The organism is Vibrio sp. Vb2131 (assembly GCF_033338535.1).
GTDB lineage: Bacteria > Pseudomonadota > Gammaproteobacteria > Enterobacterales > Vibrionaceae > Vibrio > Vibrio alginolyticus.
In genome coordinates this window covers 78,815-100,605 of sequence record NZ_JAWOSW010000007.1, presented here as the reverse complement: position 1 = coordinate 100,605, position 21,791 = coordinate 78,815, and the positions used below count along the sequence as shown (strand labels likewise).

Genomic DNA, 21,791 nt, shown 5'->3' with positions numbered 1-21,791 from the left:
CTTGCTCAATGAGCAAGCCCTTCGGATATTAGCGGTTAAATCTAGTCTTCTAGATCGCCACAGAAGCGGTAACCTTCGCCGTGGATAGTGGCGATGATTTCTGGCGTGCCTGAAACAGACTCAAAGTGCTTACGGATACGACGAATCGTTACGTCTACAGTACGGTCGTGTGGCTTAAGTTCACGACCAGTCATCTTCTTAAGAAGATCTGCACGAGTTTGAATCTTACCCGGGTTCTCACAGAAGTGCAGTAGTGCGCGGAACTCAGAGCGAGGTAGCTTGTAGCTATCACCAGCAGGGCTTACTAGAGAGCGGCTGTTGATGTCTAGTACCCAACCGTTGAATTCATACTTTTCTACCGAGCGCTTCTCTTCTTGCACCGCGTTAGAGCTCATTGAGCGACTAAGTAGGTTACGTGCACGAATAGTTAGCTCACGTGGATTGAATGGTTTAGTGATGTAGTCATCTGCACCAATCTCAAGACCTAGGATCTTGTCTACTTCATTGTCACGGCCTGTCAGGAACATTAAAGCAATGTTCGCTTGCTCGCGTAATTCACGCGCTAGTAGAAGGCCATTCTTGCCTGGAAGATTAATGTCCATAATAACCAAGTTGACTGAGTTATCAGACAACACTTGGTGCATCTCTTCACCGTCACTGGCTTCAAAAACAGCGTATCCCTCTGCTTCAAAAATACTCTTAAGAGTGTTACGAGTTACTTGCTCATCTTCAACGATAAGAATCTGCGGGGTTTGCATTGGCGGTACCTAAATTTGTGACAAAATTGTGCTAATAGAATAAATTCTAGGCAAAAATATAACATACAGGTAATGTGATTTTGATAATAAATCAAGTTGATCAAAAAAACACTTCTTTCAGTTATCCGCCCTCCATGGAATTTTGCCAACTCACCAGTATCCAATGGCGACGTTTATTCTAAAGGGCTTGTTTACCTTTCATTTCCTGCTTTCAGTGGGGCCTGAAACGTAAACACCCTAAGATATTGAGCGGATTTTATATTGTTAACAGCATGCTAACAATGCTCAAATGTTAATTCCATTCAGTTTGTTGATTTATATCAATTGATGAAATGTAACTGTTATTAATCGTTTAAGACTTATGATAGAAAAAAGTAATACGAACATAGACGCTTCGTTATGGAATGCTTATTCAGAATCTTTTTTCAGATTCGAAGCCGAGTGGCGTGTTTCAAACTATGCTGTGATAACCGCTTGGAACCCATACAGTAACTTGAGGTCCAAAGAAGAGAACAGCATAAACAATCACGCGTTAGAAAAACAGCTACAGCACGTTAATTACGCGCCTGTCACGGTAGGTGATAGCGCTTTTACATGGTATGAGGAAAGCTTTGCCGTCGAGTTGTCGCCAGAGGTAGCCGTTGAATTGGCGAATGACTTTCAACAAAACGCGATTTATTACGTCATTAATGACCAACTTTATCTTATTGCGTGCTCGCAGCCGAAAGTTTTTCATACGTTAGGCTCCATTAAGCCTCGGCTCGTATAGAAGGTATAGAAAAGGATACTGCTCACTGAAGCACCGCTTGGGTGAGAAAATTCACGGAGGAAATATGAGAGACATTACACCCGATATTTGTGACCAATTTGAAGACCAAGTGAGCTTGCTTACTTTACCATTGCAGAACTTTGGTCAACGTAGCGCTTTTTACGGTGAAATCGTTACGGTGCGCTGCTATCACGATAACTCGAAAGTGCGTGAAGTACTGGGCGAAGATGGAACGGGTAAAGTATTGATTGTTGACGGGCATGGATCGTGTCAGAGAGCATTACTCGGCGATCAATTAGCGATACTCGGAATAGAAAATGGGTGGGAAGGCATCATTGTCTATGGTGCAATACGCGACGTAGCACAAATATCTCAAATGGACATTGGCGTTCAAGCTCTTGGCACCAACCCGTTTAAAACAGAGAAGCGTGGGATAGGAGAGGTAAACGTAACCTTAACGATGCAAAACCAAATCGTTCAACCTAAGCACTACGTTTACGCGGACTGGAACGGTGTATTGATTTCTAAGCAAAAGCTGGACTTCTAAAAACGAAAGCCTAGACCAACTTCAAAGCCTTGTTGCCAATCTTGGTAATCAAGAGTCGCGTGAAGATCCAGTTTATCGGTAATTTTTACGCGACTTGAGACTTCAGCCGCGAGGCTACTGTCGTCTTGGCGAATACCTTCCGCTGTTTCGTTCTTGTAAGAGCGAACTGTACTTTTCAGCGTGACACGATCATTAAAGTGATAGCTGATCCCACTCAAAAAACCACTTTGATTTTGGGTAGGAGAGTTATTGACTCGTGCACCGACATAAACGTCTACCGAATCAAAAAGTTCGTAAGCGTAACCCGTATCGATATTCCAAACATCAAAACTGTCAGACTGATAACTGTCGCTGGAAATGAATAGTTTATGAGGAGAAGGGGATGTTTTACCTGGAAGCGGCGGAAGCTCGTTGGCTAGACAAACACCAGGCACAAAAAACAGCAACAGAAAAAGCCCTCTTTTCATGTTCACCACTCCTTGTGTCAACTTTTTTATTAGTATGCGCCCAAAGCTTCTCACTATTAAAGCATAGAATATGAAAGCTAGCTCACCTATTTTCTAAATAATTCGATCCTATGAACATAAGTCACAGTTAAGTTGTTGTTATGTGTCACAACCCTCTCGAATTATTTGATCGTACGTTTTATGGCAAAGATCAGACTAGTTATTAGATAAAAAACCGAACTGGTGATGATGGTTAAGTCCTTTACAAAAACTAACTGTAGATTTTCAAATGATCAATAATGTGTAATTAACTATAAATATCAATGACATTGATTAGCAGAAATCTCTGAAAGATGGAAAAACAAACAATTTTTTGTTGACTATGTATCAGAAACTCGGTAAACGTAGAGTTAAGCAAACACAATTAACGTTGAATATTTATTTATGCCATCTAACAGCCTAGTAGTAATGACCACGACCATTATTATTACCGACACGACACATGTTGGGGCAGGCTGCTGAGCGAAAGAAATTCACAAAAAAGGCCTGTATCCAACAAGATACAGGCCTTTTTTTATGCTTTTTTTATCCAGAATTTAGACAAATTTAAGAAGATATACCGGAGGAAGGGATGCGAGTATTGAAGTTTGGCGGATCATCACTAGCTGATGCAGATCGCTTTTTGAGAGCGGCAGACATTATTGCCAATAACGCTCAACAAGAAGAAGTAGCGGTTGTTCTTTCCGCTCCTGGTAAAACAACAAACAAATTGGTTGCGGTCATTGAAGGCGCATTGCGCAATGGTGAAGCAGAACTACAAATCAAAGAGTTGGAGGAGTCGTTTAAAACGCTCTTCACTCAAATCCAAGCAGTACTACCCAATATCGATGGTTCAGCTTTCGATAACCAAGTGAAAACTTCTCTCTCTCAATTACGCCAATTCGTTCATGGCATCAATCTTCTTGGCATGTGCCCAAACAATGTTAATGCACGTATTATTAGCAAAGGCGAACGCGTTTCGATTCAATTGATGAAAGCGGTGTTAGAAGCCAAAGGCCAGCCAGCACATCTTATCGACCCAGTTGAATACCTATACGCAAAAGGTGATCACCTTGAAGCCATGGTTGATGTAGATGTTTCAACGCAAAACTTCCGCCAAAACCCTCTTCCTCTGGGCCATGTGAATATCATGCCTGGCTTTACCGCAGGTAACGAGAAAGGTGAATTGGTAACACTTGGTCGCAATGGCTCTGATTATTCGGCGGCGGTTCTTGCGGCGTGTCTGCGCGCAGATTGTTGTGAGATCTGGACTGACGTAGACGGTGTATACAACTGCGACCCTCGTTTAGTGGAAGATGCTCGCTTACTTAAATCTCTTAGCTACCAAGAAGCAATGGAGCTTTCTTACTTCGGTGCTTCCGTTTTGCATCCGAAGACCATTGCTCCTATCGCGCAGTTCCACATCCCATGTCTGATCAAAAACAGCTTTAACCCACAAGGTGCAGGTACCCTGATTGGGCAAGACACTGGTGAAGACAACCTGGCGATCAAAGGTATCACGACGCTAAACGACCTAACTATGGTTAACGTCTCCGGCCCAGGTATGAAGGGTATGGTTGGCATGGCAAGCCGCGTGTTTGGCGCAATGTCTTCCGCTGGTGTGTCTATTGTTCTTATTACTCAGTCTTCTTCTGAGTACAGCATTAGCTTCTGTATTGAGGCAGAAGATAAAGCAAAAGCGCAACAAGTACTGGCCGATGCGTTTGAGTTGGAACTGAAAGATAGCTTATTAGAGCCGGTCGAGTTTATTGATAATGTTTCAATCATAACGTTGGTTGGTGACGGCATGCGTACATCGCGCGGTGTTGCATCTCGCTTCTTCTCATCTCTTGCTGAAGTGAACGTAAACATTGTGGCAATTGCACAGGGCTCATCTGAGCGTGCTATCTCAGCCGTGATTCCTGAAGACAAAATCTCTGAAGCAATCAAAGCGTGTCACGAAAACCTCTTCAACTCTAAGCACTTCCTAGACGTCTTCGTGGTTGGTATTGGTGGCGTTGGTGGTGAGCTGGTGGATCAGATCGAGCGTCAACAGGCGAAGCTTGCGGAAAAAGGCATCGTTATTCGCGTGTGTGGCTTGGCAAACAGCAAAGGTCTTTTACTTGATAGTGAAGGTCTGCCACTCGAGCATTGGCGTGATCGTATGTCGGCAGCGACAGAAGAGTTCAGCCTAGCGCGTTTGATTTCTTTGGTTCAACGTAACCACATCATCAACCCAGTATTGGTTGACTGTACATCAAGTGAAGATATCGCGAACCAATACGCTGATTTCCTAGCAGCTGGTTTCCATGTCGTTACACCAAATAAAAAAGCAAACACAGCAAGCATGGCTTACTACCATCAGCTTCGCGATGTTGCGCGCAGCTCTCGTCGCAAGCTGATGTACGAAACAACTGTGGGGGCGGGTCTACCGGTAATCGAAAACCTGCAAAACCTAATCTCAGCGGGTGATGAGCTAGAGCGCTTTAGCGGTATTCTTTCTGGCTCTCTGTCATACATCTTCGGTAAGTTAGATGAAGGTATGAGCCTAAGTGAAGCAACTAATATCGCAAAAGAAAATGGTTTTACTGAACCGGATCCTCGTGATGATCTTTCTGGTATGGATGTCGCGCGTAAGCTTCTGATCCTGGCTCGTGAAGCAGGCATGTCTCTAGAACTAGAAGACGTTGTGGTTGATCAAGCTCTGCCACCAGGCTTTGATGATTCTGGTAGCGTTGATGAATTTATGGCGCGTTTACCTGAAGCAGACGCTTACTTTAAAGAGTTATCTGCAAAGGCAGCGGAAGAAGGCAAAGTACTGCGCTACGTTGGTGAGATTAATGAGGGCAAGTGCACAGTAAGCATCGCAGCGGTGGATGAAAACGATCCAATGTATAAAATCAAGGACGGTGAAAACGCACTGGCATTTTACAGCCGTTATTATCAGCCAATCCCACTAGTGTTACGTGGCTATGGTGCAGGCACCGAAGTAACGGCTGCGGGTGTATTTTCTGACGTGATGCGTACTTTAGGTTGGAAACTAGGGGTATAACAATAATGAGTTCAAGTGATATGGATGTAGTGGTTTATGCCCCAGCATCAATTGGTAATGTAAGCGTTGGCTTTGATGTGCTGGGGGCTGCCGTGTCTCCAGTGGATGGCACACTATTGGGTGACCGTGTATTGGTGAAATCTGGGGCTGATCCGTTCAGCCTTAAAACGGCGGGTGATTTTGTTGAGAAATTGCCAACTGAACCAAAAGAGAACATCGTCTACGACTGTTGGCTCGTGTTTGCTCGTGAGTTAGACAAAAAAGGCGTTGAGCTAAAACCACTTGAGATGACGCTAGAAAAGAACATGCCAATTGGCTCTGGTTTAGGCTCAAGTGCATGTTCTATCGTTGCTGCATTAGATGCATTGAACCGATTCCATGGACAGCCACTTAACGAGACAGAATTACTAGCGCTGATGGGAGAGATGGAAGGCAAGATCTCTGGTGGTATTCACTACGACAACGTTGCGCCATGTTACCTTGGTGGTGTGCAACTGATGCTTGAAGAGTTGGGTATCATCAGTCAAGATGTGCCTTGCTTTGATGATTGGTACTGGGTGATGGCGTATCCGGGTATCAAGGTATCAACGGCGGAAGCGCGTGAGATCCTACCATCTCAATACCGCCGACAAGATATCATCGCTCATGGTCGCCACCTTGCGGGCTTTATTCATGCGTGTCATTCTGGTCAGCCAGAACTTGCTGCAAAAATGATCAAAGACGTGATCGCAGAACCGTATCGTGAGAAACTGCTTCCAGGTTTTGCGAATGCACGTCAATACGCAGCGTCTGCGGGTGCATTGGCAACCGGTATTTCTGGCAGTGGTCCGACACTGTTCAGTATTTGCAAAGAGAAAGATGTCGCTGAGCGAGTTGCTCGCTGGTTAGAACAAAACTACGTACAAAACGAAGAAGGATTCGTCCACGTTTGTCGTCTAGATAAGCAGGGTTCGAAAGTAACAGGAAGTGAGCTATGAAGCTTTACAATATAAAAGAAAATGATGAACAAGTTTCCTTTGGCCAAGCCGTTCGCCAAGGGTTAGGTCGCAATCAAGGCCTATTTTTCCCATCGGAATTACCAAAATTTGAAGATATCGATGCGCTGCTTGCAGAAGACTTTGTCTCTCGTAGCACTAAGATTCTATCGGCGTTAATTGGAGATGAACTTACAGAGGAGCAAGTGAATGCTCTTGTTGATGCTGCATTCCAATTCCCTGCGCCAATTAATCAGGTCAAAGACGGTGTTTACGCTCTGGAACTGTTCCATGGTCCAACGCTTGCATTTAAAGACTTTGGTGGTCGCTTTATGGCGCAATCTCTTGCTGCGGTTTCGGACGGCGGCAAGATCACTATCCTAACTGCAACTTCCGGCGATACTGGCGCAGCCGTTGCGCATGCTTTCTACGGTATGGAAGACATCAACGTTGTGATTCTTTACCCGAAAGGCAAGATCAGCCCACTGCAAGAGAAGCTATTCTGTACGCTTGGTAAGAACATCCATACTGTCGCGATCGATGGAGACTTCGATGCGTGTCAGGCACTGGTTAAGCAAGCTTTTGATGATTCTGCACTGCGTGAAGAGATCGGTCTGAACTCTGCCAACTCAATCAACATCAGCCGTTTGATGGCGCAAATCTGTTACTACTTTGAAGCAGCTGCGCAAATGAGCAAGCAAGAGCGTGAAAACCTAGTGGTATCAGTACCAAGTGGTAACTTTGGTAACCTAACTGCTGGTCTACTGGCAAAAGCGCTGGGCTTGCCTATCAAACGCTTTATCGCGGCAACTAATGCCAATGACACTGTTCCTCGCTACCTAGAAACAGGTAAGTGGGAGCCAAAACCAACAGTCGCAACAACATCGAACGCGATGGACGTGAGCCAACCAAACAACTGGCCTCGTATCGAAGAGCTATGCCGTGTGAAAGAGTGGGGCTTGGAGACGCTAGGTAAAGGCGCAGTATCTGATGAGCAAAGCGCACAGTCAGTAAAAGATCTATACGCCATGGGTTACCTGTGTGAACCGCACGGTGCTATTGCTTACCGAGTGCTTGAAGAACAACTGCAAGACGGTGAAACCGGTCTGTTCCTATGTACTGCTCACCCTGCGAAGTTCAAAGAAGTGGTGGATGATATTCTAGAATCCGATATCGACCTTCCTGCACCGCTAGCGAAGCACGCTGCGATGGAGCTGCTATCGGAAGATCTCGACGCAGACTTTGACGCATTGAAACAAGTACTGCGCCGCGTGCAGTAAGCTTCAAAGTATAGTAAGTATCAAAAACAGAAATAACGAGAGGTGAATGAGTAATCATTCACCTTTTTTATTGTCGGTAAGTTTTGACTCTCTTTATGATTGAGAAACGAACTTAACTAAATGAGATGGAAAGAGAAGCATGCATTTTTTGATTTTTCTTGGCTCAGTGAGAAACAGCACGCCACCACGACCAGCCCGTTTAGGAATGCGAGTCAGTAAAGCGTGTGAAAAACTCATCGCGAGTCAACATTCGCAACATACGGTCGAAATCATCGACCCTTTGAATTACGACTTTGGCGATGTGTTTAAGCCCGAGTTTGCTTATCACCGCTCTAAAGTTCCGCAGCACCTAAGTGAGTTGGCAGATAAAATCAAACATGCGGATGGGTATGTGATGGTTAGCCCGGAATATAACCATTCGATGAGTCCTGCTTTGGCGAACATGCTTAACCATTTCGGCAGTTCGCTGTTTTCTTACAAGCCGAGTGCTATCGTGACCTATTCTGCCGGACAATGGGGTGGTGTTAGAGCTGCTGTTTCTATGCGTACCTTCTTATCTGAACTTGGATGTCTACCTGTCTCTGCGATGATCCACATTCCGAAAGCGCAAGAAGTGTTTGATGAACAGGGCGTTGCTGCGGATGAGTCGGAGCAGACGCAGTGGGACAACTATATGAATCGCACTATGCATCAAATGATTTGGTGGGCAGAAGGGGCGTCACTGCAAAGAGATAGGCTTGATCCAACCTCTTTAGCGCAAGCGTTTCAGAAAGATCCTTCGCAAAGAAATGCACCTTAGAGGCGAGTTGCTTTCCATTATAGAAAGGGTTTAGAGGGATTCTGAAACAAAAAAAGCTTGGTCATTGCAGACCAAGCTTTTTAAATTCTAGCGAGCTAGTTTACTGAGAGATTATAGAGTCTCAGTAAAAGTACGAGCGATTACATCACGTTGTTGCTCTGGAGTTAGCGAGTTAAAACGTACGGCGTAACCAGAAACACGAATAGTTAGTTGTGGGTATTTCTCTGGGTGTGCAACTGCATCTTCTAGTGTTTCGCGTTTAAGCACGTTCACGTTTAGGTGTTGGCCGCCTTCGATACGAGGAGCAGTTTCGATTGCAACTTCACGGCTTTCGTATTCACCTAGGTCGCTGATTGCGATAACTTGGTCTGCTTCGTAGCCAGCAGTTGCAGCAACACAACGAGCTTCATTTTTTTCGCTATCTAATAGCCAGATAGAGTTTAGTAGGTCGTCGTTTGCCGCTTTTGTAATTTGGATACCTTGGATCATCACTATCTCCTAGACCACTTACGTGGTGATTATTGGTGTTAATTTTCGAATTTTCGTTGAGCTGAGTATTATATAGCTAATATCCACTATTTTAATATTGATTTAAGTCAAAAAACAACCAAAAACATTATTTTTATTAAGGTGATTTTATTGAGTTAAATCAATAAAACCTTTGAAAACAAAATAATTACAATTTATTTGATAATATAAAAAATATTTAATAACTGATTTTGTTGTAAATTTACTACAAATTGAGATTAAAGTTTAAACTGGTTAACGCAACTATCTGTATTTAGGTAGCAATACTGAAAGTCTAAAGTGATTAAATGACAAACATGAAAAACAAGCTTGGGAATAAACTCATTGGTGCACATGTCTCTGCTGCTGGTGGGGTCGATCAAGCTCCGTTGAGAGCTCGTGAAATTGGCGCGAATGCATTCGCACTATTTACAAAAAACCAACGCCAGTGGGCGGCGAAGCCTTTAGAATCAAAAAACATCAGTGCGTTTAAAGCGAACTGTAAAATGCTGGGTTTCGGAGCAGAACATATTCTTCCCCATGATTCTTATCTGATTAACTTGGGTGCGCCGGAAGAAGAAAAGCTGAATAAATCCCGCGCGGCATTTATTGATGAAATGGAGCGTTGTAATCAGTTGGGGCTGACTTTGCTTAACTTCCATCCGGGTAGTCACCTAAAGAAAGTCTCTGAACAGGAGTGTCTCGCGACGATCGCCGAGTCGATCAATCTTGCGCATAAAGCGGTGCCGAATGTGATCGCTGTTATCGAAAATACGGCAGGTCAAGGCACTAACTTAGGCTGGAAGTTTGAGCACCTTGCTGAAATCATCGAGCAAGTGGAAGATAAAGATCGTGTCGGCGTTTGTATTGATACCTGCCATACCTTTACGGCTGGTTATGACTTACGTACAAAAGAAGATTGCGAGCGCACCTTTGCAGAGTTCGACCGTATCGTAGGTATGCACTATTTAAGAGCAATGCATCTAAATGATTCAAAAGTAGAGTTTGCCAGCAAAGTAGATCGCCACCATTCTCTTGGTAAAGGAGAGATCGGGTGGGATTGCTTTGAGTACATCGCGAAAGACCCTCGTTTTGATGGTATCCCTCTGATTTTAGAAACAATTGATCCAGATATTTGGCAGCAAGAGATCAACACGTTGCGTCAATTCCATTTAGCGGCCATTGACAGTTAATGGCGTAACCACAAAGTTGGCACCTTTCTTTCTTAGTCATTGAACATCAATCTCTGAATTAGCAAAGAAGGATGCCAACATGTCTCGACCACTCTCTTTTACTCCTTATGCTTACACTCGTCGCGTGCTTCGCTTACCGATGCCTAATCGTCACATTACCGGACAGGGGCACTTTCGAACGCCACAGAAGCATTAGTCTTTTATTACTTGTCTCAAGTTCGTGGTAAGTTTTTGTTTGTTTGAGTTTCGCTCGTTAGAATAGAAGCAAAATTTAGGACAGGAACTTTCCATGAATCAGTCACCCACTTGGCACGATGTGATCGGCGAAGAGAAAAAGCAGAGCTACTTTGTAGACACCTTGAATTTTGTTGAAGCCGAACGCGCCGCAGGCAAAGCTATTTTTCCTCCCGCAAAAGATGTCTTTAACGCGTTTCGTTTTACCGAGTTCAAAGACGTTAAGGTCGTGATTCTAGGACAAGACCCATACCACGGCCCAAATCAGGCGCATGGCCTGTGTTTCTCTGTACTTCCTGGCATTAAAACGCCACCGTCACTGGTTAATATGTATAAAGAGCTGGCGCAAGATATTGAAGGTTTCCAAATCCCTCAGCATGGTTTTTTGCAAAGCTGGGCTGAACAAGGCGTATTGTTACTCAATACGGTATTAACGGTGGAGCAAGGTAAAGCGCATTCACATTCAAAGACAGGTTGGGAAACGTTTACTGATCGAGTGATTGAAGCCATTAATCAGCATCAAGAAGGTGTAGTGTTCTTGCTGTGGGGGTCACACGCGCAGAAGAAAGGGCGCTTTATCGATCGCAACAAGCACCATGTGTTAGCTGCCCCACACCCATCGCCACTCTCAGCACATCGAGGCTTTTTCGGTTGTAAGCATTTCTCTCAAGCAAACCAGTTGCTTACATCACAAGAAAAAGCACCAATTAACTGGCATTTGCCATTAACGGTATAAATGAAGAGACAGCGATCATGGATGCTATGATCGCTGTTTTTTTGAGCATGCTCGAGGCTGATAGTAAATTTCTCATGTACACTTACTAAAAGTAGGTGTTAAGGAGAGACGCTATGATGATCGAAAGAATTCGACGCGAACATGGTTATATGGTTCGTCTGTTGGCGATACTGCGCCATAAGCTTAATGAGATAAAAAAAGAACGTGTAATCAACTATGCGTTAGTAAGCGAGATTGTTGATTACCTCTCTAATCATTCGGAGAAAGTACACCACCCGAAAGAAGATATCCTCTATCACCACTTTCTTGAACACTATGGTAAGCAACAAACCATGGAAAATTTAGAGAAAGAACATCTAGAGTTAGCGAGTAAAACCAGAGAGTTTTCATCCGTGATAGAGATGATCCTTCAGGATGCTGTTGTGCCACAAGACATGTTTGTCGCTCACCTAGAAGATTTCATAGAATCGCAAAGGCACCACTTGGAGCTAGAAGAGCGAAAAATTTTGCCTCTCATTGAAGAGTTATTTACCACAGAAGATTGGCAGCATGTCGAGAGCTTATGGAGCGTCAGTGAGGATGATCCTGTGTTTGGTGACACGATTGCTGATCGTTATAAGCAGTTGGCCGAACGTGTTCGTCAAAGTGATACTGAGTATGTTTAAGCCTGAGTGATGAAACCTGAGCGAGCGAAAGCCGTCTCTCGGGTTTGTGAGATACATTTCTTATTTATTGGGAATCAACCGAAAATTTAGTGTGCATATTTCTCGGCAAAAAGTACGGAAGATTCTCATTGAGTAATAATGGTATTCATACTTAAACCTTGGTACATAAACTCACGGTGTTTACGGTCACTGTAAACAAAAAACAAAAGGCACCTGTAAGGTGCCTTTTGTTTGAATTAGAGTTTAATGTCTTCCAAGTTATAATCGGTACAGACATCAAGTTCGCGCAGCTCTTTAAGCAAATTGCGTCTGTCGTTCATCTCTTCTATTTCACGCCACTTTCGCTTTACTGGTTTGGCACGAGATTTGGTTGTTGAGGTAGTATCCAGATTAAAAATGTCATCTAGTTGAAAGCCTTCCATAAGCCACCTTTACCTTTCTTAAGCTAAACTGTTGTAACCAGTCCTTGTGGAGTTTTTTAAGTACCACAATAGCCGTGAGAATAACCATGATATATTTCGCATTTGTGTCGGTAGCATGACATTTTCGTGCAAAAATATTCTCAAAATCACACTTTTTATTGCAACGATGTGGATAAAAAATGCACAAACGATCTCAAGAAAACGATTAAATAGAGAGATTTTCTATGTTAATTCGATTTGATGAATGGGTGCACTGCGCAAAGGTTAAAGTTGCATAAAATCAGTTTGATGGAATAGTGTTCAATTAGATGGTAAGTCACTAGCGTAAATTTATGTAACACCTTGTGAATACTAGCTTGTTCTTGTTTATACGGTTTGCCATTCCATTTTATGAAGAATAATTATTTATGTTGGTGTTTGGTAATTGAAATGTTGCGCAGTTTGAGTGTTAAGTCTTCTATTTATGTTATTTTTTGGTGACTTTATAGTGAAAAATAACAACATTATTCTTGTTGTTGCATATTGATTTTTGCGCTCCTAGGTTGCATTATCCGCCCGTCAAAAAATACGCTGGTACGTAAAATGGATGCATGAAGCGACGTTTACGATTCTAGATTGCCCATAAACATTACTTAAAAAGCTAAGCACACTTTGACACTTAGCAGGCAATTTGGTGGATGGCTAGGACGCATAGACTGGCGCAACTCACTTTGAGGTACACATGACAGACTTAATCAATTTGATGAACGATCTCCTCTGGGGCTCGATTCTGGTTTATCTTCTTGTTGGTGTTGGTATTTACTTCACCGTTCGATTAGGGTTCATTCAGTTCCGCCATTTCGGCCACATGTTCTCTGTTCTTAAGAACAGCCGTAAAGCAGACAAAGCTGGTATTTCCTCTTTCCAAGCGCTTTGTACTAGTCTTGCTGCACGTGTTGGTACAGGTAACATGGCGGGCGTTGCAGTTGCATTGACTGCGGGTGGTCCTGGTGCGATCTTCTGGATGTGGCTGATTGCAATGCTTGGTATGGCAACATCGTTTGCTGAGAGCACACTGGCGCAGCTATACAAAACCAAAGATGATGATGGCAACTACCGTGGTGGTCCTGCCTACTACATGGAAAAAGGCCTGGGCATGCGTTGGATGGGCGTGTTGTTCTCAGTTTTCCTAATCATCGCTTTTGGTTTGGTATTCAACGCCGTACAAGCTAACTCAATTGCCAATGCAATGAGCAACGCATTTGGTTGGAATAACCTGTATGTCGGTATTGCCGTTGTTTTACTGTCTGCAATTGTTATTTTCGGTGGCATCAAGCGTATCGCAAGAGTTGCTGAGATGATCGTTCCGATCATGGCACTACTTTATCTAGCCCTAGCGCTGTTCATCATGTTCTCTAACCTAGAGAAATTACCTGATGTATTGATGCTTATCTTTAAGAGTGCATTTGGTCTGCAAGAAGCAGCAGCAGGTGGTCTTGGCTACGCAATTGCACAGGCAATGATTAACGGTATCAAGCGCGGTCTATTCTCGAATGAAGCAGGTATGGGTTCTGCACCTAACGCGGCAGCTTCAGCAACACCTTACCCACCACACCCAGCGTCTCAAGGTTACGTACAGATGCTAGGCGTGTTCATGGATACGATCGTTATCTGTTCTGCGACAGTGGCTATCATCCTGATGTCTGGTGAGTATGTCGGTCAAGCAACAGAAGTGACGGGTATCGAGCTAACTCAGCGTGCATTGAGCTCACAAGTTGGCGATTGGGGCGGCATCTTTGTTGCTGTGGCAATCTTCTTCTTTGCGTTTACTTCAATCATTGCAAACTACTCGTATGCTGAAACGAACTTAATCTTCCTAGAGCACAATCATAAAGCGGGCTTAAGCATTTTCCGCGTTATTGTTCTTGGTATGGTGATGTTTGGTGCACTAGCTTCGTTACCAGTCGTATGGTCGCTTGCTGACGTCTCTATGGGTCTGATGGCGATAGTCAACTTGGTGGCGATCATCTTGCTATCTGGCATCGTGATTAAACTGGCCAAAGATTACAACCGCCAGCTTGGTGAAGGAAAAGTGCCAACATTTGATGCGAATGACTTCCCGGAGCTGAAATCTCAGCTTGAAGAAGGCATTTGGTACAACGATAAAAAAGACTAAGTGAGCTATCACTCATAGTTGAAAGCTATTAGTACGATGTAAAAAGCCATGCAGACAATGCATGGCTTTTTTTGTACCCTATTAAAAACAAAATTAGAGAAGGGAAAGTCATGCTTATCGTAGTTTCTCCAGCGAAGACTCTTGATTACGAGTCTCCGTTAGCGACAGAAAAATTTACTCAACCTGAGTTGGTCGAATACTCAAAAGAGCTTATCGATGTTTGCCGCAAACTGACTCCTGCTGATGTTGCCTCTTTAATGAAAGTGAGCGACAAGATTGCCGATTTAAATGTGGGCCGATTCCAAGAGTGGAGTGAAACGTTTACCACGGAAAACTCACGACAAGCCATTCTTGCATTTAAAGGTGACGTTTACACAGGGCTAGACGCCGAAAGTTTATCTGAAGCGGACTTCGAATATGCTCAAGATCATCTGCGTATGCTATCGGGTCTTTATGGTTTACTAAAACCACTTGATTTGATGCAGCCATACCGTCTTGAAATGGGTACCAAGCTTGCAAACGACAAGGGTACGAACTTGTACCAGTTTTGGGGCAATGTAATTACGGACAAGCTTAACGAAGCGATTTCTGCTCAAGGTGATAATGTCCTTATCAACCTTGCATCAAATGAATACTTTAAAGCGGTTAAGCCAAAGAATTTAGATGCGCAAGTGATCACGCCAGTATTCAAAGATTGTAAGAATGGTCAATACAAGGTCATCAGTTTTTACGCGAAGAAAGCGCGCGGTATGATGGCGCGTTACATCATTGAAAACCGTGTTGAGAGCGTTGCAGACCTGACTAAGTTTGATACGGCGGGTTACTACTTTGTGGAAGATGAATCCACGCCAACAGAGTTAGTATTTAAACGCGAAGAGCAAAAATAAAGCTAATTGAGACGTAGTCTACGTTAATCTCTATCAGCACAAACGAAAAAGGGTTGGCATTGCCAACCCTTTGTTATTTTCTAGCTTGAGCTACTTGGCCCCAACAAGATTACTTCTTCTTAGCGGTTTTCTTTTTCGCTACTTTTTTCTTGTCGTCTTTTTTCTTTTTCTTCTTAAACACAGGCTTTTTGTGTTTAGGACGCATCTCTTTCACGAAACGCTCTTTGATGTCTTCTTTCACATAACGTGCAACGCGATCCATCATTGGTTGGTCGTGTGCTTCTACGATTGAGATAGCGTTACCTTTCTTACCTGCGCGAGCCGTACGGCCGATACGGTGAAGGTAAACATCAGCCGTGCGCGGCATGTCGTAGTTGATAACGTGTGATACATCCGGAAGATCGATACCACGCGCAGCAACGTCCGTCGCGAGCAGAACGTTCACAGTTCCATCGCGGAAGCGAGAAATCGCATTGTTACGACGATCTTGCGGCATTTCACCTTGAATCCAAGAACATGGAATCTGTGCGCTTTCAAGCTGCGCTCGTAGCTCAGCCAAACGCTCACGAGTCTTTAAAAAGACGATAGTGCGCTCAGCTTGCTGAGTAATAATGTGTTTTAGTAATTCCAGTTTGTGTTCAGCATCATCAGCTCGGTGGTACCACTGAGCAATTTTCTTACGCTCACGCAGCGGCGATTTTGCGTCGATCTCTGCTGGGTCATTCAACAGATCAGCGGTAAAGCCTTCTACGCCTTTCCCTTCTAACGTTGCTGAAAACAGAAGGGTTTGCTTACGCCAGCGACATTCGTTAGATAGGCGATCGACAGTAGGAGCAAAACCCATATCTAGCATACGGTCTGCTTCATCAAGGATTAACCATTCGATTGCACGACAATCAAAACGTTCTGCATCAATGTATTCTTTTAAACGGCCAGGTGTCGCAACCACAATGTCTTGCGTTGTTGCAAGGATGTCGGCGTGCTCTTGGTACTGAACACCACCAGTGATGGTGAAAATGTTGAGTTTGGTATTTTTTGCCAAAGCACGTGCTTGATCGGCAATTTGCATCGCCAGTTCGCGAGTAGGCGTTAGGATCAAAATACGCGCAGGCCCAGGCTTACGACGAGGGAAGTCTTGCAAGTATTGCAATGCTGGCAGGACGAAGGCGGCCGTTTTACCAGTTCCTGTTGGCGCTGACGCTAGAATGTCACGACCGTCCAACGCTTGTGGAATCGCTTCTGCCTGAATTTTTGTTGGGCGTTCGTAACCCATCTCTTCAATGGCTTCAAGTAGGTTTTGGTCTAGATCAAGTTCAGCAAAGGTTCTGATCACAATGAGTTCTCCACAAGCAAAGCTTGGTTAATGGTTCGCCACAACAGCATAGAATACAAAAAGGTCGCACATTATAAAGTGATTGGTGATAAGGATCACATGTTATTTCACATCTTAAGATAAAACTCGCGGGTTAACTGGATGAAATCATCACTATAGCCGTCATTTGAACGGATAATTAAATGTGACGTCTGCAAATCGCAAGGTCGTTTTGACAGTTCAAATAACAGTCGGTGTACTGGTTTCTTTTCTGATGGTTGCACACGACAGATCCTCGATAGATACCAACCTTGGTTTAATGCTAGCTCAATGAACTGCTCGCCTTCGGTGATTGGTAACACAAAACTAGCTCTCCCTTCGTCATCAAGCAAATGATAGCAACGCTGTAGCAATGCGTTATGGCCTAGCGTATCAGTGTGCCTCGCGGTTGCACGTTGACTGTGTTTCGATTGCTCGCCGCTGTTGAAGTAGGGCGGGTTACAAATGATGCGTTGGAATGGATGTGTCGGCGTAAAGTACAGTATGTCGGTGTGATGCACACTTACACGATCTGACCAAGGAGACTGGGCCATATTTTTTTGCGCGGCAGCAAAAGCTGTTAATTCGATATCGACCGCGGTTATTTGAGCTTCCGTAAAGCGTTGAGCACACATCAGGGCAAGCAGGCCAGTGCCAGTGCCAATATCGAGAATTTTAGCGTCGTTAGGGCTTTGAATCCAAGCACCAAGCATTACCCCATCTGTGCTGACTGGCATACCACTCTCGCCGCCCTCAATACAAAATTGCTTAAAATTGAAGCCTTTAGTTTTCAGTTTTTTGTTCTTCATGATTGTTTTATATTTGCTCAATAATTAAGTAGATTGCTCTATTGTTTATTAATTGTATAGATTGTTGTTTTGTTGGTTATTAAATTGTATTGTTAATTGATCGAGATAAAGAACTGGTCTGTTATTTGGATCTGGTTATATCCACTGCTTTTAAGTTTGAAAACTAAATTAATATGGTGTTTTTTTCTTAAAGGTTGCCAAATGATGAGTCTTTCGTCATTATGCGGCGAAAATTTTATAGATTGAACCACGTGTACTTATTGACTTTAGGTATACAAAAAGTGGTCTAAGCATACACAACATTCATTAATTAAAAGACAAGGGTTATCTGTGAAGCAGACGTTAAAACTAACAGATATTATCGCAGTAGGCTTTATGCTATTTGCGTTCTTTTTAGGTGCGGGCAATATTATCTTTCCACCTCTAGCGGGTCAGTTAGCGGGTGAAAACTTAATGCCAGCTATGTTTGGTTTCTTGCTAACAGCGGTAGGTCTACCTCTTATTACTATCGTTGCTATTGCTGTTGCTGGTGGTTCTTGGGATCACTTGACGCAAGATCTTCCGAAAAAAGCGGCAGTTCTTATGGCTGCACTGATTTTCATCATCATTGGTCCTGCGTTTGCAGCGCCTCGTACTGGCCTAGTGGCTTACGAGATGGCGGTGAAACCTTTCTTCCTTGAGGCGTCACAAACGCATCTGACAGCGTTCTCAGTGATCTTCTTTATCGCAGCGATGATGTTCTCATGGTTCCAAGGCCGTTTGATCGATCTTATCGGTAAAGTACTGACACCAGCATTGTTCGTTGGTTTGATCATTCTTGCTGTCGCTGTCTTCCTTGATCCTCAGGGCGATATGATTGGCGCGCACGGTGAATACCTAACGCAGCCTCTGACCAAAGGCTTCTTAGAAGGCTACAACACAATGGATACGTTCGCGTCATTGATGTTTGGTATGCTGATGGTTGATGCACTGCGCGGTAAAGGCATTACTGAGCGCTCTGCAACTACTAAATATCTGATCTATGCAGGTTGTATTGCTGCTGCTGGTCTTGCGTTTGTTTACATCTCACTATTTTACTTAGGTGCGACGAGTGCAACGGTTGCTGCTGGTGCTGATAATGGCGGCCTAGTGCTTAGCCAATACGTTCAAGCGTTGTTTGGTCCATACGGTCAAATCGTTCTGTCTGTCATCGTATTGCTAGCGTGTCTGACAACCGCGATTGGCTTGATTTCTGCGTGTTCAGATTTCTTCAGCTCGAAAACACCACTGTCATACAAGCAATGGGTACTGATTAATGGTTCTGTTTGTGCATTGGTTGCAAACGTTGGTCTTGCACAGCTGATTTCTCTGTCAGTGCCAGTATTGTTTGCGCTGTACCCTGTGGCGATTGCGTTGGTTGCACTAACATTTGTGCGCAGCAAACTGCCAAATCCACGTTTTGCTTACCGCGCGGTACTGCTTGTATCTCTGTTGTTTGCGTTGGTTGATGCGGCAAAAGTATCGGGTATTGATGTTTCTGCGTTTAACATGTTGCCACTATTCGAAGTCGGCATGGGTTGGGTGCTTCCAACATTTGCGGCTATCGTGTGCATGTTCTTCATCGCGAAACCTCGCCCAGAACTAGCACAAGAAACCGCGTAATCACTTCGCGTTATCAAGATAATAAAAAGCCCGATGAATTACTTCATCGGGCTTTTTACTTTTTAATGATGACGTGTTTGCGCTATTAAAGCGTGTCGTGGAATTCCACAAGAACTTGTTCACACCATTTTTCGATGCGTTCATCACTCAGTTCGTACTGTGAGTCTTCATCTAACGCAAGTCCAACAAACTTGCTGCCATCTTCGATCAGTGCTTTCGATGCTTCAAATTCGTAGCCTTCATTTGGCCAGTAACCGATAAAGGTTGCGCCTGTGGCTTGTAATTCATCGTGAAGTAAGCCCATCGCATCTAAATACCACTCTCCGTAACCTTCTTGGTCACCCAGGCCAAACAGCGCTACAACTTTGCCTTTCAGTGGCGTGGTCGCGATGTCTTGCCAAATCGCGTTCCAATCTTCTTGAATTTCACCAAAATCCCAAGTTGAGATGCCAAGGAGTAATAAGTCGTAGTCCGCCATTAGTGATAACGGTGTCTCTTTCACATTGTGAATGTCGACAAGGTCTTCACCAATAAGGGTACGAATTTTCTCTGCTGCCATTTCTGTGTAGCAGGTCGTTGAGCCGTAAAAGAGTCCGATTTTCATTATATTCGTCGTTATTTGTGTTGCTGTTGTGGAAGATTCTAACCATAAATTGAGGAAGATTGCAGCGAATATCCTATGTGGGATGATTTTTTATGGTATTGGATTGGCAGGTGCTTTAATCTAAATACTGTAAATATAAACAGATAAGGAAGCATTCATGACGGCACAACAGCCTGTCAATCAACAAGATTTTTCGCTTGTTGAGCAATTCTTAGATGCGATGTGGATGGAGCGTGGCCTATCAGAGAACACGTTGGCTTCCTACCGAAACGATTTAATGAAGCTGCTCGTGTGGATGGAAAAACATCGATACCGTCTTGATTTTATCAGTTTGTCTGGCTTGCAAGAATATCAAAGCCACCTTGTAGATTTAGATTACAAACAGACGTCTCGTGCGCGTATGTTGTCGGCGATTCGCCGTTTATTCCAATACCTGCATCGTGAGAAGGTGCGCGCTGATGACCCGAGTGCGCTCTTGGTTAGTCCTAAACTGCCACAACGTTTACCCAAAGATATTAGTGAAGAACAAGTGGACGCGTTGCTCGAAGCGCCAGACCCGAATGACCCTATAGAATTGCGCGATAAAGCGATGCTAGAGCTACTCTACGCAACAGGATTGCGTGTGACAGAGCTCGTCAGTTTGACCATGGAAAATGTTAGCTTGCGCCAAGGGGTGGTGCGCGTGACAGGTAAAGGTGGTAAAGAACGCCTGGTTCCTATGGGGGAAAATGCGGTCGATTGGATCGAGACGTTCATTCAACAAGGGCGCCCTGCGTTACTTGGTGATACATCATCCGATATTGTTTTTCCTAGTAAACGCGCAAGGCAAATGACTCGTCAGACGTTTTGGCACCGTATTAAGTACTATGCTTTGATAGCAGGGATTGATACTGATCAGCTGTCGCCGCACGTACTGCGTCATGCCTTTGCCACGCATTTATTGAACTATGGCGCAGATCTCAGGGTCGTACAGATGCTTTTAGGACATAGTGACTTATCGACCACGCAAATTTATACTCACGTGGCGACTGAACGATTGAAGCAGATCCACAGTCAACACCACCCAAGAGCGTAACATTGGTTAGATTCATCCATGTCTTCTTGGAAAAACGATTTTACATTAAGGTGAATTTCATGAGCGTATTACGCCGACTAACTCTGCTGACTTTACCATTTTTTGTTACCGCTTGTGGTGCAGAAGAAAGTCAGGCTCAAACGGAGACTCCTGCGCAACAAGTAGCGCCAGCTGCACAAAGCGGCTTTGATGAAGCAGCATTAAAAACTAAGTTCTCAAAGCTTGGTTTATCTATCGTTGATATTCAACCATCAGACGTCGCTGGCTTATTGGAAATTCAAACCAATGGCGGGATCCTGTTTGCTTCAAATGATGGTAGCCACTTTATCGCCGGTACGCTTTATGCCATTAATGATGATGGCAGTTACAAAGATGTCATAGCAGAGCGTCAAGCGCCGCTTAACGCCGAGAAAATTGCGCAGTTCTCCGATAGCATGATCGAATACAAAGCCGACGATGAAAAGTACGTTGTGACCGTATTCACTGATATCACTTGTGGTTACTGTGTGCGTCTGCATAGCCAAATGCAAGGCTATAATGATCTAGGTATCACAGTGCGTTACATGGCTTACCCTCGCCAAGGTGCAACTGGCCCTGTGGCAGAGCAAATGGCAACGATTTGGTGTGCTGAAGAGCCGGCGTCGGCAATGCACAACGCGAAAGTGAATCGTACATTTGATAACCCTGCGAAAGACTTAAAACAGTGTAAAGAAACCATCCAGGCGCATTACAATCTAGGTCGCCAATTGGGTATTTCTGGTACGCCAGCAATCTTCTTACCGAATGGCGAAATGGTTGGTGGCTACCTACCACCTGCAGAGCTATTGAAACGTTTAAAGCAACTATAA

At 44.1% G+C, this 21,791-nt stretch carries 22 protein-coding genes and 1 other annotated feature; of the genes, 15 read left to right on the top strand and 7 right to left on the bottom strand.

The window, feature by feature from the left end; genetic code table 11:
* Window positions 1-41: 41 nt before the first annotated feature.
* Window positions 42-758: a two-component system response regulator ArcA gene (arcA, locus tag R7E38_RS10170; RefSeq protein ID WP_005381824.1), complete on the bottom strand. Its 717-nt coding sequence runs from the start codon at window positions 756-758 to the stop codon at window positions 42-44.
* Between the two features lie 361 nt (window positions 759-1,119).
* On the opposite strand from arcA, the gene R7E38_RS10165 reads away from it, so the two are divergent.
* Together R7E38_RS10165 and R7E38_RS10160 are read left to right on the top strand one after the other, a co-directional pair.
* Entirely contained in the window at window positions 1,120-1,527 is a 408-nt protein-coding gene (locus R7E38_RS10165; protein ID WP_053306886.1) for a DUF3293 domain-containing protein, read from the top strand.
* Between the two features lie 64 nt (window positions 1,528-1,591).
* The gene (locus R7E38_RS10160; RefSeq protein WP_005381822.1) at window positions 1,592-2,074 is read left to right on the top strand and encodes a putative 4-hydroxy-4-methyl-2-oxoglutarate aldolase; all 483 of its coding nucleotides are present in this window, start codon (window positions 1,592-1,594) and stop codon (window positions 2,072-2,074) included.
* On the opposite strand, the gene R7E38_RS10155 is transcribed toward R7E38_RS10160, so the two are convergent.
* Window positions 2,071-2,541 carry a ribonuclease regulator gene (locus R7E38_RS10155; protein WP_167415017.1) on the bottom strand — a complete coding sequence of 157 codons (471 nt, stop codon included), beginning with the start codon at window positions 2,539-2,541 and terminating at the stop codon, window positions 2,071-2,073. The genes R7E38_RS10160 and R7E38_RS10155 overlap by 4 nt on opposite strands.
* A 423-nt stretch (window positions 2,542-2,964) precedes the next feature.
* Here R7E38_RS10155 and thrL point away from each other — a divergent pair, with 423 nt between their 5' ends.
* The 5 genes from thrL (at window position 2,965) to R7E38_RS10130 (ending at window position 8,664) form a co-directional block, all read left to right on the top strand.
* Window positions 2,965-3,042, top strand: coding sequence for a thr operon leader peptide (gene thrL / locus R7E38_RS10150; RefSeq protein WP_074192076.1), 78 nt, complete (start codon window positions 2,965-2,967; stop codon window positions 3,040-3,042).
* Window positions 2,978-3,097 (top strand) — a sequence feature (Thr leader region). It overlaps the preceding gene by 65 nt.
* A 54-nt stretch (window positions 3,098-3,151) precedes the next feature.
* Window positions 3,152-5,611, top strand: coding sequence for a bifunctional aspartate kinase/homoserine dehydrogenase I (gene thrA / locus R7E38_RS10145; protein ID WP_047102037.1), 2,460 nt, complete (start codon window positions 3,152-3,154; stop codon window positions 5,609-5,611).
* Window positions 5,612-5,631: 20 nt separating this feature from the next.
* On the top strand, window positions 5,632-6,588 hold the full coding sequence (gene thrB, locus R7E38_RS10140; RefSeq protein WP_167415670.1) for a homoserine kinase: 957 nt from the start codon (window positions 5,632-5,634) through the stop codon (window positions 6,586-6,588).
* Entirely contained in the window at window positions 6,585-7,865 is a 1,281-nt protein-coding gene (thrC, locus tag R7E38_RS10135; protein WP_238853053.1) for a threonine synthase, read from the top strand. The genes thrB and thrC overlap by 4 nt, the downstream gene beginning before the upstream one ends.
* A gap of 139 nt (window positions 7,866-8,004) precedes the next feature.
* Window positions 8,005-8,664, top strand: coding sequence for an NADPH-dependent FMN reductase (locus R7E38_RS10130; protein ID WP_238853054.1), 660 nt, complete (start codon window positions 8,005-8,007; stop codon window positions 8,662-8,664).
* Window positions 8,665-8,775: 111 nt separating this feature from the next.
* Here R7E38_RS10130 and grcA read toward each other — a convergent pair whose 3' ends face one another.
* Window positions 8,776-9,153: an autonomous glycyl radical cofactor GrcA gene (gene grcA, locus R7E38_RS10125; protein WP_005381814.1), complete on the bottom strand. Its 378-nt coding sequence runs from the start codon at window positions 9,151-9,153 to the stop codon at window positions 8,776-8,778.
* A gap of 326 nt (window positions 9,154-9,479) precedes the next feature.
* Here grcA and nfo point away from each other — a divergent pair, with 326 nt between their 5' ends.
* The 3 genes from nfo (at window position 9,480) to R7E38_RS10110 (ending at window position 11,999) form a co-directional block, all read left to right on the top strand.
* On the top strand, window positions 9,480-10,364 hold the full coding sequence (nfo, locus tag R7E38_RS10120) for a deoxyribonuclease IV (protein ID WP_238853055.1): 885 nt from the start codon (window positions 9,480-9,482) through the stop codon (window positions 10,362-10,364).
* Between the two features lie 289 nt (window positions 10,365-10,653).
* Window positions 10,654-11,334: a uracil-DNA glycosylase gene (ung, locus tag R7E38_RS10115; protein WP_005382846.1), complete on the top strand. Its 681-nt coding sequence runs from the start codon at window positions 10,654-10,656 to the stop codon at window positions 11,332-11,334.
* A gap of 113 nt (window positions 11,335-11,447) precedes the next feature.
* Window positions 11,448-11,999, top strand: coding sequence for a hemerythrin domain-containing protein (locus tag R7E38_RS10110; RefSeq protein WP_005381807.1), 552 nt, complete (start codon window positions 11,448-11,450; stop codon window positions 11,997-11,999).
* Window positions 12,000-12,235: 236 nt separating this feature from the next.
* Here the strand turns inward: R7E38_RS10110 and R7E38_RS10105 are convergent, their stop codons facing one another.
* Complete coding sequence (locus R7E38_RS10105) at window positions 12,236-12,421, bottom strand: DUF3545 family protein (protein ID WP_005381805.1); 186 nt, start codon at window positions 12,419-12,421, stop codon at window positions 12,236-12,238.
* A 721-nt stretch (window positions 12,422-13,142) separates the two neighbouring features.
* On the opposite strand from R7E38_RS10105, the gene R7E38_RS10100 reads away from it, so the two are divergent.
* Together R7E38_RS10100 and yaaA are read left to right on the top strand one after the other, a co-directional pair.
* Window positions 13,143-14,576: an alanine/glycine:cation symporter family protein gene (locus R7E38_RS10100; protein WP_005381800.1), complete on the top strand. Its 1,434-nt coding sequence runs from the start codon at window positions 13,143-13,145 to the stop codon at window positions 14,574-14,576.
* Window positions 14,577-14,686: 110 nt separating this feature from the next.
* Window positions 14,687-15,463: a peroxide stress protein YaaA gene (yaaA, locus tag R7E38_RS10095; RefSeq protein WP_005382848.1), complete on the top strand. Its 777-nt coding sequence runs from the start codon at window positions 14,687-14,689 to the stop codon at window positions 15,461-15,463.
* 109 nt (window positions 15,464-15,572) lie between these two features.
* Here yaaA and srmB read toward each other — a convergent pair whose 3' ends face one another.
* Both srmB and R7E38_RS10085 read right to left on the bottom strand, forming a co-directional pair.
* Entirely contained in the window at window positions 15,573-16,796 is a 1,224-nt protein-coding gene (gene srmB, locus R7E38_RS10090) for an ATP-dependent RNA helicase SrmB (protein ID WP_005381797.1), read from the bottom strand.
* A 107-nt stretch (window positions 16,797-16,903) separates the two neighbouring features.
* A complete protein-coding gene (locus R7E38_RS10085; RefSeq protein WP_226083823.1) occupies window positions 16,904-17,623 on the bottom strand; it encodes a tRNA1(Val) (adenine(37)-N6)-methyltransferase in 720 nt (239 codons plus the stop codon).
* 330 nt (window positions 17,624-17,953) lie between these two features.
* Here R7E38_RS10085 and brnQ point away from each other — a divergent pair, with 330 nt between their 5' ends.
* Entirely contained in the window at window positions 17,954-19,264 is a 1,311-nt protein-coding gene (gene brnQ, locus R7E38_RS10080; protein ID WP_005381792.1) for a branched-chain amino acid transport system II carrier protein, read from the top strand.
* A gap of 85 nt (window positions 19,265-19,349) precedes the next feature.
* On the opposite strand, the gene fldB is transcribed toward brnQ, so the two are convergent.
* The gene (gene fldB / locus R7E38_RS10075) at window positions 19,350-19,868 is read right to left on the bottom strand and encodes a flavodoxin FldB (protein ID WP_005381790.1); all 519 of its coding nucleotides are present in this window, start codon (window positions 19,866-19,868) and stop codon (window positions 19,350-19,352) included.
* Between the two features lie 157 nt (window positions 19,869-20,025).
* Here fldB and xerD point away from each other — a divergent pair, with 157 nt between their 5' ends.
* Both xerD and dsbC read left to right on the top strand, forming a co-directional pair.
* On the top strand, window positions 20,026-20,943 hold the full coding sequence (gene xerD, locus R7E38_RS10070; RefSeq protein ID WP_005381788.1) for a site-specific tyrosine recombinase XerD: 918 nt from the start codon (window positions 20,026-20,028) through the stop codon (window positions 20,941-20,943).
* A 59-nt stretch (window positions 20,944-21,002) separates the two neighbouring features.
* A complete protein-coding gene (gene dsbC, locus R7E38_RS10065; protein WP_226083824.1) occupies window positions 21,003-21,791 on the top strand; it encodes a bifunctional protein-disulfide isomerase/oxidoreductase DsbC in 789 nt (262 codons plus the stop codon).